The sequence below is a fragment of the Spirosoma sp. 209 genome (assembly GCF_002006735.1).
Classification (GTDB): domain Bacteria; phylum Bacteroidota; class Bacteroidia; order Cytophagales; family Spirosomataceae; genus Spirosoma; species Spirosoma sordidisoli.
On the sequence record NZ_MVEC01000002.1, the window covers coordinates 388474 to 404167 of the forward strand.

The 15694-nt window shown below is 54.4% G+C and carries 14 protein-coding genes; all 14 read left to right on the top strand.

Annotated features, from left to right (window positions below):
* Positions 1-57 precede the first annotated feature (57 nt).
* The 14 genes from B1C80_RS04825 to B1C80_RS04890 all read left to right on the top strand — a co-directional run bounded on the left by B1C80_RS04825 (position 58) and on the right by B1C80_RS04890 (position 15677).
* Positions 58-2136 (top strand): protein O-mannosyl-transferase family, encoded by a 2079-nt coding sequence (locus tag B1C80_RS04825; protein ID WP_077919920.1) that lies wholly within the window; start codon positions 58-60, stop codon positions 2134-2136.
* Between the two features lie 69 nt (positions 2137-2205).
* Positions 2206-2907, top strand: a complete 702-nt coding sequence (locus B1C80_RS04830; protein ID WP_077919921.1) for a WbqC family protein — start codon at positions 2206-2208, stop codon at positions 2905-2907.
* 76 nt (positions 2908-2983) lie between these two features.
* A complete protein-coding gene (locus tag B1C80_RS04835; protein ID WP_077919922.1) occupies positions 2984-3637 on the top strand; it encodes an acetyltransferase in 654 nt (217 codons plus the stop codon).
* Positions 3634-4812, top strand: a complete 1179-nt coding sequence (locus tag B1C80_RS04840) for a glycosyltransferase family 4 protein (protein ID WP_077919923.1) — start codon at positions 3634-3636, stop codon at positions 4810-4812. Before B1C80_RS04835 ends, B1C80_RS04840 begins: the two co-directional genes overlap by 4 nt.
* Complete coding sequence (locus tag B1C80_RS04845) at positions 4813-5955, top strand: acyltransferase (protein WP_236648616.1); 1143 nt, start codon at positions 4813-4815, stop codon at positions 5953-5955.
* Complete coding sequence (locus B1C80_RS04850; RefSeq protein WP_077919924.1) at positions 5952-6986, top strand: glycosyl transferase; 1035 nt, start codon at positions 5952-5954, stop codon at positions 6984-6986. The genes B1C80_RS04845 and B1C80_RS04850 overlap by 4 nt, the downstream gene beginning before the upstream one ends.
* 97 nt (positions 6987-7083) lie before the next feature.
* Positions 7084-8043 carry a glycosyltransferase family 9 protein gene (locus B1C80_RS04855; RefSeq protein ID WP_236648617.1) on the top strand — a complete coding sequence of 320 codons (960 nt, stop codon included), beginning with the start codon at positions 7084-7086 and terminating at the stop codon, positions 8041-8043.
* Positions 8044-8063: 20 nt separating this feature from the next.
* Entirely contained in the window at positions 8064-8867 is an 804-nt protein-coding gene (locus tag B1C80_RS04860) for a DUF5672 family protein (protein ID WP_236648619.1), read from the top strand.
* Positions 8868-8875: 8 nt separating this feature from the next.
* The gene (locus B1C80_RS04865; protein ID WP_077919927.1) at positions 8876-9889 is read left to right on the top strand and encodes a glycosyltransferase; all 1014 of its coding nucleotides are present in this window, start codon (positions 8876-8878) and stop codon (positions 9887-9889) included.
* 18 nt (positions 9890-9907) lie between these two features.
* On the top strand, positions 9908-10939 hold the full coding sequence (locus tag B1C80_RS04870; protein ID WP_077919928.1) for a hypothetical protein: 1032 nt from the start codon (positions 9908-9910) through the stop codon (positions 10937-10939).
* A gap of 113 nt (positions 10940-11052) precedes the next feature.
* Positions 11053-12162, top strand: a complete 1110-nt coding sequence (locus B1C80_RS04875) for a glycosyltransferase family 1 protein (protein WP_077919929.1) — start codon at positions 11053-11055, stop codon at positions 12160-12162.
* Positions 12163-12170: 8 nt separating this feature from the next.
* Positions 12171-13061 (top strand): glycosyltransferase family 2 protein, encoded by an 891-nt coding sequence (locus B1C80_RS04880; protein WP_077919930.1) that lies wholly within the window; start codon positions 12171-12173, stop codon positions 13059-13061.
* Between the two features lie 51 nt (positions 13062-13112).
* On the top strand, positions 13113-14492 hold the full coding sequence (locus tag B1C80_RS04885; RefSeq protein ID WP_077919931.1) for an O-antigen ligase: 1380 nt from the start codon (positions 13113-13115) through the stop codon (positions 14490-14492).
* Between the two features lie 21 nt (positions 14493-14513).
* Entirely contained in the window at positions 14514-15677 is a 1164-nt protein-coding gene (locus B1C80_RS04890; RefSeq protein WP_077919932.1) for a glycosyltransferase family 4 protein, read from the top strand.
* Positions 15678-15694: the final 17 nt, after the last annotated feature.

Genomic DNA, 15694 nt, shown 5'->3' on the forward strand with positions numbered 1-15694 from the left:
ACCGACTAGGCCAGCAATACCTTAGAACCAGTCACTTATGATTCGTTATTCGATAGTATGACACTTATCTACATCCTTGCCTTATTTCTTTTTCTATTCTACGTTGGACGACTAGCGGCCCGAATTTGCCGCCGGTCGCTGGTGGACTGGCTATTGACTTCGTTTTTGCTTGGGGCAGGCAGCGTTATCCTGACGGGCTTTATCCTGTCGGCGCTTTACCAGACCAATACTACCCCCGTATGGGCCGTGTCGGTCTTCATTACGGCAACGGTGCTGGGTCGTATACTGCGCTGGCTTGTTCCAGATCATGAACGCTTCTCGGTGTCGCTGCTGATCCGGGACCGGCGCCACTCGATGCGCCGGTGGTTTCAGGCCCTGACCACCTTCCCGAAGTTTCTGTTCACGATCCTGTTTGGCACGCTCGCCGTTATTGCGGTAACGAACCTGCTGCTCGTTTTCTTTACCGTTCCCAACGAATGGGATAGCATGACCGGGCACCTCAACCGGCTGATGCAGTACATGCAACGCGGTACCATGCGGCATTTTGGCGGTACCAACTGGAACATTGACACCTACCCCAAGAGCGTCTGTACGCTTCAGATCTATTCTTTTCTGATGACCGGCCGGTTCGAAAACGGCTTCAAGTTCATTCATCACCTCAGTTACTGGGTAGCCATCGTCTCGGTTTTCGGTATTATCCAGCGCATCGGGGTTAGCCGGGGTGCGGTGTCGCTGTCGGCCAGTTTTTTCTGTGCCCTTTGCTATGCGCTGCTGCCTGACTTTCTGATGCAGGCCATTACGACCGAAACCGATATTGTGCTGACCGCCTACCTGAGTGTGCTACTGTACATGCTCTTCAGCTACCAGGCTTCCGGCAGTCCGCAAACCCGCGACAGCCGGTATCTGTATCTGGCAGGTATGGCCTTCGGCATGGCCTTTGGCCACAAGATTACTTTCGCGCTGCTGCTGCCGTCGGTGTTTGTGATTATGATCTACACGGTCTTTCTGTCGCCATCGCTGGCCATCACGACCCGGCGAACCCTGCGACTGGCGGGAGCTATACTGGTAGGCGTTTGCTTATGGACGCTGCCTACCGGGTATCTGAAAAATATCGAAGTATTTGGTCATCCGATTGGCCCGCCAACCGCTCTCAAACACCAGTCGGTAGAACGGGCAGGCTCGGCCCGAAACCTGTTCGAACAGGGAAGCCGGAATGTGATTCGCTATGCCTACGACCATGCTAATCTGGACGGTATCCGGAATGTTCGGGCCGGGGCTACCCTGAATCATGCCATGCGGCAACCCCTGGTCATACTGGAAGATAAACTACATATGCGCCTGGACGAAGAGACCGATTTCTCCATCCAGCCGTTTGCGTTCGACCGCAAGTTTATGTTCTACAATGCCAACCCGTACTGGGGGGCTATCGGTATTGGGCTGATTTTTCCGCTGCTGATTCTGGTTCTGACGGGCTTTGTTCGGTCCACACCCCATCTGTTCATCGGTCTGGCCCTGCTGCTTCATTTTGCTGCACTCTCCTACTCGGCGCCCTATGACCCCTTCAAGGGTCGATACTTCATCGAAACGGGCCTGTTCGGCATCCTGTTTCTAGGCCTCCTGTTTTTGCACGCCCGGCTATCAGTCGAGGTGCCGAAGCGCGTGGTCTGGAAAGGGTACGTTGGGCTGATTGTCGTGCTTGGCTGCGTCTCGGCCCTGATGTGCGTGTTTCTAAACACCCGGGCGCTTCCCTTTGCCTGGACGGCTCCCGACGGACGGCCTTTTCCGTCGGCGTTCTCGTCGGACCGCGTTGAGCAGATGACCCTCGGGCGGCCCGACATCTTCCGGCCCTACAAACGATTTGACGAACTTGTTCCGGCAAACGCAACGGTGGCCCTCGGTACAATCAACGACGATTACGAGTACCCGCTATACGGACCGTCCCTGTCGCGTCGGCTCATACCAATCAACCCGTTCGAACAGGGTCTGAGACCGATTCCGAAAGAGGCCGATTACCTGTTTTTTGCCAGTAGCGTAATCAGACCCCAGGCCGGAGATATTCGGTTAGGTACCGATACGACCTTGCGGGCCATTGCGCCTGTACCGGGCGAAGACTATTACCTCCGCAAGCTGAAATAACCATACCGGTTCCGTTGCGGGCTTGCTCCCTGTCGGCCACGAACCAGCCTCACTACCCCAAATTGCCCTATGACTATCGCCATTATGCAACCTTATTTCCTGCCCTACATCGGCTACATGCAGCTGATGAGCGCAGTAGATACGTTTATCCTCTATGACGATGTTTCGTTCATTAACCGGGGCTGGATCAACCGGAACCGGCTCCTTATCAACGGGCAGGAATACCTGTTTACGGTTCCTTTGCGCGATGCCAGCCAGAATAAACGCATTAATGAGGTTCATCTGGCCGACGATCCGAAGTGGCGGAGTAAGCTGCTGAAAACCATCGAACAGGGCTATCGAAAAGCGCCATATTACGGAACGGTAATGCCCCTGACTGAAAAAATTGTCAACTTTACCACGGACTCGATCGCCGAACTGGTTCATTTTAGCCTGGTAGAACTGAATACATTCCTGGAGATACCTACGCGTCTCGTGGCCTCCTCATCAATCTATCAGAATGCAGACCTGAAAGCCCAGGACCGTATTCTGGACATCTGCCGGCAGGAAAAGGCCACGCGGTACATTAATCCCATTGGCGGTACCGACCTGTATGATAAACCATCGTTTGCTACGGCGGGTATCGACCTTGCTTTCATCCAGGCCAAACGGGTCGAATACGCCCAGTTCAACCGGCCGGAGTTTGTTCCCTGGCTGTCGATCATCGACATAGTAATGTTCAATGATGTGCCGACCACCCGGGCTATGCTAACCGAATTTGATTTATTATAACCGAGAATGAACGACAACTTCGGGATTCGCCTGTCGTGTATGCCCGAATCTGTCGTTCATCATTCACTCATAAACTATGGCAAACGTTATCATCTTTGGCGTGATGGATACAGCCGAGCTGGCTCATTTCTATCTCACGCAGGACTCGGAACACGACGTAGTGGCGTTTACCGTGAGCCGCGAGTATTTGACCACTACTGAGTTCCGGGGTTTGCCGGTTGTGGCCTTTGAGGACGTGGAAACGATTTACCCCCCACAGGATTTTAAGTTCTTTGCGCCCATGACCGGTCGGGGCATGAACCGCAACCGCGAGCGGATTTACCTGGAAGCGAAAGCCAAAGGCTACGAATTCATCTCCTACGTCAGCTCAAAAGCCACACTGTTTGGCAACCAGATCGGCGAAAACTGCTTTATTCTGGAAGACAATACCATTCAGCCCTTCACCACCATCGGCAACAACGTAGTGCTCTGGAGCGGCAACCATATCGGGCACCACGGCCAGATTAAAGACCACGTTTTTTTTACCTCGCATGTTGTCATGTCGGGTCACTGCGTCATTGAGCCGTACTGCTTCTTTGGGGTGAACAGCACCATCCGCGATTTTCTGCATATTGCAACCGGAACGCTGGTCGGCATGGCCTCTGCCATTTATAAAGACACCGACGAATGGGGGCTTTATATCGGTAACCCAGCCAAAAAATTACCCAAACCCAGCTACGAAGCATATTGAAACTTTTGTTTATCGGCCACGATGCCAATCGAGCCGGCGCCCAGTTGGTCCTGTTAAACCTGATGCGACTCCTGAAAGCCGAAGGCTATCAGATGCATCTGCTCCTGGGCGAAGGGGGGCCGCTCCTGACGGACTATCAGACCATCTGCCCCGTTACCGTGTGGCCCCCGGCCAGCCGCTACGTTGTGGGCGCGGTGGCCGATAAGGTACTCGGGAAAGTAGGTCTCTGGCAATCGATGCATGCCCGCCAGGCAGCACAGCAGCAGCAGGCCATCCGGGAGCAATTGGGGCTCGACACGGTCGATCTGGTATTCGTCAACACGGTTACCAGCAGCCGATGGTTCAGCCAGTTATCGATTCCTGCCCAGGTTCCGGTAGTTACGTTTGTTCACGAACTGGCCATGTCGGTCCGGATGTATACCCGCCCCGACGAGTTGAGCCAGCTCCTGACCAGAACCAATCAGCTGCTGGCCGTTTCCAGCGCGACTGCCCGGTACTACATCGAAGAGCATCATTTTGACCCAAACCGGATTACTCAGTTTACCCTGATCGATACCCCCGCGCTGGTCACGGCTGTCCGAAAGGCGAAATCCGAACCCCTATCGGTTCCGGGCATTCCTGCCGATGCGCGCCTGGTTGGTGGCTGCGGAAATGCCGAATGGCGGAAAGGAAACGACCTGTTCGTTACCCTGGCCCGACAGGTCATAGGCCGCTCATCGGGCGCTCCGGTCCATTTCGTCTGGGTGGGGGTTCCGCCGGGGCCGTTGCACGATGACCTCTGGCTCGACATTCGGAAAGCGGGTCTGGCTGACCGGGTACATCTGATTCCACCTACCCCGGATGTTCTGCGCTACATGAGCCGGTTCGACGTATTCGTACTCTGCTCCCGCGAAGACCCCTACCCGCTCGTCATGTTCGAAGCGGGCTTGTGTGACGTACCGGTGGTTTGTTTCGACAAAGCGGGTGGCGCCCCCGAACTGGTGGAGGCCGACGGTGGATTCGTTGTTCCCTATCTCGATCTGGACGCCATGAGCGGCCGGGTCATTGACCTGCTCGACCAGCCCGAACAACGCCGGCAGATGGGGCAGCGGCTGGGCCAGAAAATACTAGACCGGCATCCGGCGCAGCAAAGTGTCGCTACACTCGTAACTTTGTTCGACAAACTAACCGCCTGAATGCTGAATCCGTTTTCCGGTTCGATCCGGTCTCCTCATCCAAGCACGGCAACGGCGTCGTCGGTCAGCGTCCGTTCGGGCCACATGCCCCAGCTGGATTCGCTGCGGACCATTGCGGTCATGCTGGTGGTGATTTACCACTGGTTTCCGACCGGTGTAGGTATCAACCGGCTGCCCAACGGGTCGATGGGGGTAATGATATTTTTTGTCATCAGTGGGTTTCTGATTACCCGGATCTTACTCGATAACCGCAACCGGATCAGTCTGGGCAAAGCAACCGTAGCCGGTACGTACCGTAACTTCTTCATCCGACGGGTACTGCGCATCTTTCCGCTGTATTACCTGGTGCTGACGGGGGTATGGCTGCTGATTCCGCAGCATTCTGACATCGATGCACATCCGCTCTATTACTATCTGTACGGCTATAATATTCTGCTCCACCAGACCGGAAACTGGTCTGACGTGCTGTCGCCCTTCTGGACACTGGGCGTAGAAGAGCAGCTGTACCTGGTCTGGCCCTGGATCGTTCTGCTAACGCCCCGGTCGGCCTTTCGCTGGGTAATCGGCGGCATGATCGTACTGGGTGTTTTGTTTCGGGCCTACGGCTACGCCCGGGGCGATATTGATGGACTGCTCACCCCCGCCAGTGCCGATGCCTTTGGGCTGGGGGCTCTCTGGGCCTATGTGCTGGTTGACCGACCAGCTGCCGAGGGTACCGTACGAAAACGACTGGGCCTGATTGCCGGGCTGGCTTTTGCCGCCTTTGTCGGTATCCAGTTCCTACCCGATGATCACCTGATTACGGTCCTGTTTCAGCGGCTGGTATTATCGATACTGGCGCTGTTTATTGTTTCTCATGCCAGCGCTGGTATTGGCGGCCCCATTGGGCAGGTGCTGAATAATCGAATCCTGCTCTACATAGGCCGCATCAGCTACGGAATCTATGTATTTCATATGCTGGTTCCCGGCCATATTGTCCCAATTCTGTTCCGGATCAGTAACCGGCTGGGTGTTTCACTGACGCTGGGGTACTGGTCTCATCGCCTGTTCAGTCTGGCGGTGCTGATTGCTATTGCTTCGGCGTCCTGGTATGCCTTTGAAAAGCCGATTAACGACCTCAAACGTTATTTTTCGTATCGATGACTCTCGCTTTCACGATCTGCTCTGTCAATTACCTGGCCCAGGCGCGTACGCTGGGTGACTCGCTGCGGCAGACCAACCCGGACTATCGATATATCATCGGACTGGTCGACAAGCTCAGCGAAGCTAATTTACCCGGCGAACTGGTGCCGGATTACACCATGCTGGAGGTCGACCAGATCGGTATTCCTGATTTCGCGGCCATGTGCGACCGGTATGACATCACCGAACTGAACACCGCCGTAAAGCCATTTTACATTGACTATTTCTATAGGGAATACCCAGATGCCACCGAAGTCATTTACTTCGACCCGGATATTATCGTTTACCAGCCCCTGCGTAAGTTAGATCAGGATCTGAAGCAGTACAGCCTGGTACTGACCCCCCATACCTGTTCGCCAACGCCAGACTGGGAGCGTCCGAATGAGCAGCACCATCTGAACACGGGTATATTTAACTTAGGATTTATTGGACTTCGTAATGATAGTATAGCCAGGCAATTCGTATCTTGGTGGAAAGACCGGCTGGTGTACGAATGTCGAATTGATTTGTGCGAAGGTCTCTTTGTCGATCAGCATTGGGTTAACTTTGCTCCCGTTTACTTTGACAACGTATTGATTGAGCAGCATCTGGGCTATAATGTTGCCTACTGGAATCTGCACGAACGAATACTTGCCAAAGACGAAGCTGGTCAGTGGGTTGTAAACGGTCCGGATGATCGTCCAGCCGAATCGTTACAGTTTTTTCATTACAGTGGTTACAACCCCTCCCGCCCCGATGAGGTCTCTAAATATCAGACCCGGTACACCTTTGCCCAGGAAGCCGCAACGGCTGCCGTACGGCCCGAGCGGCAACGGCCCGATGCCAGGCCCTTGTTCGACCTGTATCGCGACCGATTGTTAGCGAACTACAATGATCAGTACCGGCAGTACCCCTGCATTTACATAAAACCCCCGGTAGTATTGCGGTACCAGCGGGTCCGAAAATTACTGAAAGCACCGTTCAACCGAGTTATTGCGCGTTTAGAATCGTAGAAATTGTATGGGTTTCCGACCAGGCTCCGAATGGCACCAGTTCCGAACACTCTGGACATATAGATACCGAAAGTATACTCATATTGCCGGTAAATTCGTGTCTTTTGCGTTAAAGTATATCCACCTGCAGCGGCTCAAACTAAAAGCGGGTGGGCGACCGCTGGTGGCTATTATCCTGTCGGAACAGATGGGCGACATCATTGCCTGCGAACCCGTGGCGCGGGATGTGCGCCAGCGCCATCCGGATGCGTACATCATTTGGGTAGTTCGGGAAGCGTACATAGAGCTGGTTAAACACCACCCCGACCTGGACGGTTACCTGGTCGAAAAATGCCCCAGTGAACGGATGTGGCTTATTCGTTCCGGCATCTACGACAAGGTATATAATCTGCACATATCGCACCGAAAATGCAAGTACTGCCCCGAGGATCCAATCAATCCAACGGCGGATCAGATCGGCCTGACGTTCGATAACTACTACCACCGGGGCGACCTCTTGTACATGTTTTCGCAGGCAGCCGGTTTACCAGCCCTGACCGACGAGCCCAGAATGTACATTCCGGAACCAGTACGGGAGCGGGTAGCGTCGTTGAAACTACCAGCCCGCCCCATTGTGATACATTGCCAGTCGAGTCATGTGCTGCGCGACTGGCCAGCTGAGAACTGGAACCGGCTCGTACAGTGGCTCATCGATACGTACCGCTACCCCGTCGTCGAAATAGGCCTTAAACCCGTTGTGCATATCAACGACAGTCAGTACATCAGCGTTTGTGGTCAATTAAATCTGCTCGAAACGGCTGAAGTCATCCGCCACGCCCGCCTGTTTGTCGGTATCGACAGCGGTCCGGCCCATATGGCTAATGCCGGCGGCACCGAAAGTGTGCTGTTGCTCGGTAAACTTTTTGATTTTGTGGACTACCTGCCCTATTCAGGTCGTTATAAACGGGGAGAGGGCGTAACGATCCTGAACAAGTTTGGGTACCCGTGCGCCGAATTGCCCTACGAGTGGGTACAACAGGCTGTGGCACAACGGCTTGGCCAGCCAAAATTTGTATGAACCATTCTTCGCCGGTCAGTGTGGCCGTTGTCATACCCGTCTATAAAACGTCGCTTACCGAATACGAACGCATCTCTTTTGTGCAATGTGTTTCAGTACTAGGTAATTATCCTCTTTTACTGGCCAGTCCGCATAACCTTGATATTTCCGAATACCGTAAAATATACCCAACTTTACGGGCGAAAACGTTCGACGAAGCTTACTTTGCTGATATACAGGGCTATAACAAGCTAATGTTGTCCGAAGAATTTTATCAGGCTTTTGCCGAAACCGAGTATATGCTTATTCACCAACTGGATGCATTTGTCTTTCGGGACAGTTTGACAGACTGGTGTCAACTGGGCTATGATTACATAGGAGCTCCCTGGCTACGCGATCGCGATTTTTACAACTGGCGCGACAAAATGTGGTTTCAGGTCAAGCAGCGCATAGCCACCTGGCTCGACTTGAAAAAGCCGGATGGGATGACTCCCCGGGAAATCATCAGTCTCAATGGAGTAGGCAACGGGGGTTTATCACTACGGCGGATACCCGCTATGCTTCGGGCGCTCCGGGCATTCCGAAGTAAGATCGAGACCTATGAGCGAAGACCTGACCACCAGTATAACGAAGACGTTTTCTTTGGGGTTGAGGTAAATCGTTACAGACCTTTTTTACGCATTCCTTCGTACCATACGGCGCTGCATTTTGCGGTTGAATTTTACCCACAATGGGCCATAGAACACTACAACAAGGGTGAACTACCCTTTGGCTGTCATGCCTGGAACATTCATGGTACAGATTACTGGCGTCCAATCTTCGCTAAATACGGCTATCAAATTTGAGTGAGTGTATGACTCGGCCAACTATTTCGATCGCCCTGTGCACCTACAATGGTGAGGAGCACCTCGCAACCCAGTTGCGAAGTCTGGTTGCTCAAAAACAACAACCCGACGAGGTCGTTGTCTGCGATGACCAGTCGACAGACACGACAATCAACCTCCTGCAACAGCTGGCGGCAGAGGTTCCGTTTCCGATACGCATCTACGAAAACACTCATCGGCTAGGTTACAACAAAAACTTTGAGCGGGCGCTCTCCGAGTGCACCGGCGATCTGATTTTTATCTGCGACCAGGATGACTACTGGCTGGCTGAAAAGATCAGCACGATGACCGATTACATGGTGCAACACCCCGAAGCCCAGCTTGCCTTCTGCGACGCCTGGGTTACCGATGAACAGCTACAGGGGCGGCAATCCCGCTTCTGGGAGTGGGTACGCTTCGATCAGGAGGCTCGCCAGCGCTGGTATTCGGGCGATATGATGGAAGTCATGCTGGAAGGCAACCGGGTCATGGGCTGCGCTACCGTGCTCCGGCGCTCGTTTCTGGCAGTAGCCATGCCTTTCCCCGACTTGGTTCCCGGCTATATCTACGACGGATGGCTCGGCCTGGTGGGTGCCACCAATAACGTGATCCACTACATCGATGAACCCCTCCAGCTGTACCGCACCCACGTACAGCAGCAGGTAGGCATCCGCCAGCAGGAACCCGCCGAACGGATACGGCTGCGGGATCGGCTGGCCCGTCACCGTAGCAAGAAGCTGGCTCCCCTGCGCGAAAAGCAGGCTCAGTTAGCCGCAATCACGCAGTTACTGAGCGGGCGTGTCCCCGAAAACTCGCCCGGTATGCAGGCGCTACGCCGTCGGCTGGCTCATTTTACGATGCGGAGCTGCCTGCCCCACGACCGACTTCAGCGCATCAGTCCGGTGCTGAGCAACCTGCGGCAGGGAAATTACCAACGGTATGCCGACGCATCGGCCAATTGGCTCGCTCCTTACCTAGCGGCCTTGGGGGATATACTCGAATGAGTTAGTTTTGCGCCTACTGTGCTACTAACTCTCTGTACCATTCGCCAATTGCCGCAGGCTATTGCCCTCGGTGATAGTTTCTCCCGTCACGCGCTTCAGCCCAACGGCCAGCCGATGCGTGTCCTGATCGGCCTCGTCGACGATCCGGCCCGCTTACCAGCCGACTTCGTGTCGCCCTACCCGCTGCTGCCCATGGGTGAGGTTTTACCCGCCGAGCAGCTGACGGCGCTGTCGGCGAAATACACGCCTACCGAATTCGCAGCCGCCTGCAAGCCTCATGTCATTGCGCATGTGTTCAGGCACTTTCCGGATGCCGACCAGCTCATTTATGCAGACTCCGCCATTCAGTTTATGGGGTCGGTAACGCCGGTCTGGGAAGCCCTTGCCAACGCAACCATACTGCTGACTCCGCACATTACCCGGTCGCCCGCGTCCGGGCCGCAGCCCGGTGGCGCCTGGCCCGACGAAAAATACTTTCAAAACATTGGGCTGTATAGCGCTGATTTTCTGGCTTTTCGTCGCTCGGCCGAAACCGATCGCTTCCTTGCCTGGTGGCAGGATCGGGTTACCGAGCGGGCCTATATCGACTTCTGCGCCGGTTTGTGTACCGATCAGATCTGGCTGATGCATGTTCCTGTCTTCTTTCGGGACGTGGTCGTTGTTAAAAACCCGGGCTGGCATCTGGCGCTCTGGAACTTACCGGAACGCAGCCTGCAATCGTCAGGAACCAGCTGGCTTGTGACAGACCCCACGGGGCAGAACCAGCCGCTGGTATTCGTCAACCTGAAGGGTCTTTCCAATCCGAACGAGGGGTTCTTCCCGCACCAGAATCGAGTTAAACTCGCCCACCGGTCCGATATTCAGGCTCTACTGACCGCCTGTAAGTCGACCCTGTCGGCACGTCGGCTAACGTTACCGGAAGCCCAGGCTCCCGCCTATGGTCAGCAACCCGAACCAGTCGTTTTACGAGGCTGGAAACGTAGTACGGTGAAGTCGCTCCGGCTGGTTACGCGTTTTCTGGATCAGATACCCCTACCGGCCATTCGGTAAGTTCTGACCCCCAATCCTATGGCGCTTGTCTGGGAATTGTCGATAAAAACTTTAATTTTGCAGGTACTATTTCTCAGAAAAATACAAACTTGCGAGTTTGTAGATTTCCTTACATGAAAGTTCTATACGACCATCAATCGTTCACAGGCCTGACCTATGGGGGCGTTTCCCGGTATTTTTTTGAACTGATGCGTTCGTTTGCCAAGCGGCCTGATATCGAGTTTGAGTTATCCCTGCGTTTATCCAACAACGAGTATCTTGACCAGGTATCTTTCAGCCGCCACCTGCGTTACCGTAACCTGGCCGACTTACCGAATGCCAACCGGATAGCCTCTGTCCTGAACCGATTGTATAGTCTGCAACGAATACGCGCCGGCAAGTACGATGTGTTTCACCCCACGTATTATCACCGGTACTTCCTGAACTCGATCGGTAACCGCCCCTTCGTCATCACTTTTCATGATGCGACCAGCGAACGTTATGGCGATCAGTACCCGGATGTCGGCAAGGGCTTGTACGACGTAAAGAAACAACTGTTACGCCGGGCCGACTGTATCATTTCTGTGTCGGAATTTTCGAAAGAAGAGATCCTGCGCTACTTCCCGATCAACCCCGACAAAATAAAGGTGATTCACCTGGGTACAACCCTGGCCGAACAAGTCAACACCCCATCGTCCGTAACGCCCGGACTACCCTTCCCGTATATCCTGTACGTTGGTAAACGGGGGCTTTACAAGAATTTTGACGGCTTTTTCCGCGCCATTCAGCCGGTTTTACAACGCCATCCCGACCTGCACCTGGTTTGCGGAGGGGGCGGCCTGTTTAACCACGATGAACAGGCGCTGTTCCATGCAGCCCGGCTGGCCGACCGGGTTCACTACCGGCCCGTTACCGATGCTGGTCTGCTGAACCTGTATCAGCACGCCCGCGCATTCGTATTTCCATCACTCAATGAAGGCTTTGGCATTCCGGTGCTGGAAGCGTTCAGCGGGGGGTGTCCGGTGGTCCTGAGCGATCGAAGCTCCTTACCCGAAGTAGGGGCCGATGCGGCCATTTACTTTGACCCGGAAGATGACGACTCGATCGCCAATGCGGTAGAACAGGTGGTTACCGACGAACCCCTGCGAGCCGAGCTGCGTCAGAAAGGCACCCGCCGTCTTCAGGATTTTTCCTGCGACAAAACGGCCCGGCAGACGCTGGAAGTTTACCAAAACCTGCTCTGAGTAAGCCTATGCCTGCATCTGATTCGTTACGCGATTTTGTTACCAAACCCTACCAGCCGCCGGTTGTGAGGACTGACGGTAAGGCTTACCCTAAACTGACCGTGGTTACGCCCTCCTTCAACCAGGTAGAATACCTGGAGCGAACCATCCTGAGCGTCCTCAATCAGCACTACCCCAACCTCGAGTACTTCATCATCGATGGCGGCTCTACCGACGGGAGTGTTGAGCTGATCAAGCAATATGAGCCTTATCTGGCCGGCTGGGTCAGCGAAAAAGACCGGGGCCAGACCGACGCCATCAATAAGGGGTTTCGCCGGGCCACGGGCGATTATGTCGCTTTCCAGAACTCGGATGACGTCTTTGCGCCCGGCGCCTTTGAACGGGTAGCCGAAGCCTGGCGAAAATCACCGCAAACCGATGTTTTCTTCGGCGATATGTACATCACCGATCTGAACGACGTTATTCTTGAAGAACTACGGGTGCCACCGTTTCGTATCGAATGCCAGATTTACGAAGGCATGCAGGTATTTAACCAGTCGTTGTTTATCCGGCGCAGTCTCATGAATCAGGCTGGCTTTCTGGACGAGAGTCTGAAGTTTGTCATCGATTATGAGATCGTTACCCGGCTGGGTGTGCAGAAAGGAGTTCGGTTTCAGCACGTCAACGGCTTCTGGGGCGGTTTTCGGGTTCAGCCCGATGCCAAATCGTCGACCATTGCCAGTACCGTTGGGCTGCAGGAGCATGAACAGATCAAACGCAAGTTTCAGCCCCAGCTCCGGAGTCCGCTTGGCGAATGGTTCTGGAAACGGTACGCCCGCGTGCGTAAATTGACAACGTTTGTCCTACAGGGCGAATTCGGGTATGTATACCATCGGCTGTCGCGCCGGCAAAATAGGTAAGCGCGCAGCTGTTCCATAATTTTTAGTGAATCAGCTAATTGATCCGACGTAATGGCTAAATTCATTCGCTTACTTCAGACGCTCGACCTCATGCGCATGGTGGTGGGCATCTGTATTCTTCTGGATGGTTATCCGCTGATCTTCTTTTTCCGGGATGCCCTGCGTCTGGCGCCGGGTAACTCTACGTTTACGGCGGTAGCCATGGCGGGTGGCCTGTTGCTGATGATTCCCTTCACGGTGCTGCGTCGGTTATACCGGCCCAACATTACCATGTTCTGGCTCGGTATCACCTTTCTGATTCTTTGCGTGCTGTACATGTTTGTCTACAACGGCGTGCCTGGCTTCAAGGATTACGACCGGGACATGATCTATTATGCCTACATCCTGATCTTCCTGTTTTTGCTGATCAACATCCCGAACGATGTTATCCGGGTGTTTATACCGATAGTCGTCCTGTTCACGCTGGTGTCTAACCTCGGTCTGATTTATTCGCTGATTACCGACCCAACCTGGACAATTGGCCAGCGAGCCACGATCTCGCTGAACAACAGCGACGAAGGGTCCGGCAACCCGCACGCCTTCTCGCGTAATGCCTTTATGGGGCTGATCGCCTGCGCGATCTGGCTTCTTAACCCGCAAACCAATATTCTTTTCCGGCTCCTGTCGCTGTTTGCGGGGGTTCTCAACCTGGCGGTGCTGGTACTGACTCAAACCCGCTCGGCCATCGTTGCCCTGATCATTGCGGTTGTCTTCTTCGTCTACTTCAATGTTCGGCCCGCCCAGATCCGTACGGCGGTCAGAAGTTTATTCCGTCCCATGCCGATCGCCGTTATCGTAATTGGCCTGATCGGTATTAGCTTCTTCTTCCGGAAGTACTACGATGCCTATGCTATCCTGTATGGATACGTAATTGGGTTTATGGAGCGAAACCTGGAGAACGTATATGCCCTGCTGGGGTTAAGTGTAAACTCCGGCTATAAAGCCACGCTCGACGATTCGGCCGCCAACCGATCGGTGAGTGCCCTGTTCTTTACCAACGTGCTGGAAGGGCACCCGCACCGGCTCATTCTGGGGTACGGCTACAAATTCCTTTATCTGGACATTCCGCTGATTGAATCATTGACCAATCAGGGCATTTTCGGCTTTGCGCTCTTCGGTATACTGAATGCGATGGTGCTTCGGTACGCCATCCGGAGTATGAGCACGAACCCCAATGAGCTGAGCGTTTTTCTGGCTTACTTTTATATGCTGATACTCGTTCAGCTCTTCACCAACGGACGACCGTATGACATTACGTTCTGGTTTCCGCTGGCGGCCATGATTCGGTTTATGGGGGTTGAACATCTGTTGCCCGCCCATCTGACCAAACGACCGACGCCGGGTGTTACCAGCGAACTCATGCCCGTCAGACCCCTTGCCTTACCTAGCTAGTCACTGCTTTATCAACGCCAGATGCGCATTCTGATCGTTCATAATATTCTTTGGGCGCACTATAAATCAAGCGTTTTTCAGGCGTTGCAGCGATTGATCGACCTTCGGCCCGACAGTACGCTGATGGTGTTGCAGATTGCCCGTAACGAACGTTCGCGCGCCGGTCTCGAAGCCAACCAGGCCGATGCGCCAACCTATACCTACCCGTATGAACTCCTGTTCGACCGGTATCTGGAAGAGGTAGGTCTACAGGAACGAAGCAGCGCCCTTCTTAACCGGGCCAGGGCTTTTCGCCCCGATGTGCTGTTACTGACCGGGTACTACGATCCGGCTCAGCTTCTGTTGCTGCTCTGGGCCAAAGCTACGGGTGTGCGCGTTGTGATGCAGAACGAAAGTACAGCGGCAGATCATCAGCGCGGAGGCTGGAAAGAGCAGCTGAAACGGTGGATACTGAGCCGCTGCGACGGTTTCTTCTGCTTCGGCAGCCAGTCGGCCACCTACCTCATCCAGCTCGGCATTGCGCCCCACAAAATTCTTCTCCGCAAAAATTCCGTCGACAATACAGCGCTCCGAACGGCCTATCTACAGGCCAGACAGCACCGGTCGGCCCAACAGCACTCGCTGGGTATTCGGACCCGGAACTTTGTGTTTGTTGGCCGGCTTATTGCGGTCAAAAACCTGAAAGCCTTGCTAAACGCCTTTGCCGATGCGCAGGCTCAAGCTGAACATGCAGCCGACTGGGGGCTGATTTTACTCGGAGACGGCCCCGAAAAAAGCGCCCTGTTGGAACAGGCGGCTACACGCGGATCGAGCGACGCGGTTCATTTTTTGCCAGGCCGGCCCTGGTACCAGGTACCGGATGTACTGGCCATAAGCGATGTGCTGGTCCTGCCAAGCCTGTCGGAGCCGTGGGGTCTGGTGGTCAACGAAGCCATGGCCTGCGGCCTGCCCGTCATCGTGTCGAACCGCTGCGGGTGTGCGCCTGATCTGGTACGGCATGGCGAAAACGGCTTCGTGTTCGATCCGGACCAACCCGACGAGCTAACCCGGCATCTGCTCTCGTTCATGAACGGCACTGTCGATGCCGACCAGCTGGGTCAGTCAGCCCTGGCTCATATTGCCCCATACGCCCCCGAAGCGGTTGCACAGGACATGCTCGACGGGTTCATCAAACTCACTACATAAGCGGTTATTTCGCGAGA

What these genes read in the sequence shown, in the direction of transcription:
- B1C80_RS04880 (WP_077919930.1), top strand. Translation starts at nt 12,171, where the DNA reads ATGCCTGCATCTGATTCGTTACGCGATTTTGTTACCAAACCCTACCAG.
- B1C80_RS04850 (WP_077919924.1), top strand. Translation starts at nt 5,952, where the DNA reads ATGACTCTCGCTTTCACGATCTGCTCTGTCAATTACCTGGCCCAGGCG.
- B1C80_RS04830 (WP_077919921.1), top strand. Translation starts at nt 2,206, where the DNA reads ATGACTATCGCCATTATGCAACCTTATTTCCTGCCCTACATCGGCTAC.
- B1C80_RS04825 (WP_077919920.1), top strand. Translation starts at nt 58, where the DNA reads ATGACACTTATCTACATCCTTGCCTTATTTCTTTTTCTATTCTACGTT.
- B1C80_RS04845 (WP_236648616.1), top strand. Translation starts at nt 4,813, where the DNA reads ATGCTGAATCCGTTTTCCGGTTCGATCCGGTCTCCTCATCCAAGCACG.
- B1C80_RS04890 (WP_077919932.1), top strand. Translation starts at nt 14,514, where the DNA reads ATGCGCATTCTGATCGTTCATAATATTCTTTGGGCGCACTATAAATCA.
- B1C80_RS04885 (WP_077919931.1), top strand. Translation starts at nt 13,113, where the DNA reads ATGGCTAAATTCATTCGCTTACTTCAGACGCTCGACCTCATGCGCATG.
- B1C80_RS04865 (WP_077919927.1), top strand. Translation starts at nt 8,876, where the DNA reads ATGACTCGGCCAACTATTTCGATCGCCCTGTGCACCTACAATGGTGAG.
- B1C80_RS04835 (WP_077919922.1), top strand. Translation starts at nt 2,984, where the DNA reads ATGGCAAACGTTATCATCTTTGGCGTGATGGATACAGCCGAGCTGGCT.
- B1C80_RS04875 (WP_077919929.1), top strand. Translation starts at nt 11,053, where the DNA reads ATGAAAGTTCTATACGACCATCAATCGTTCACAGGCCTGACCTATGGG.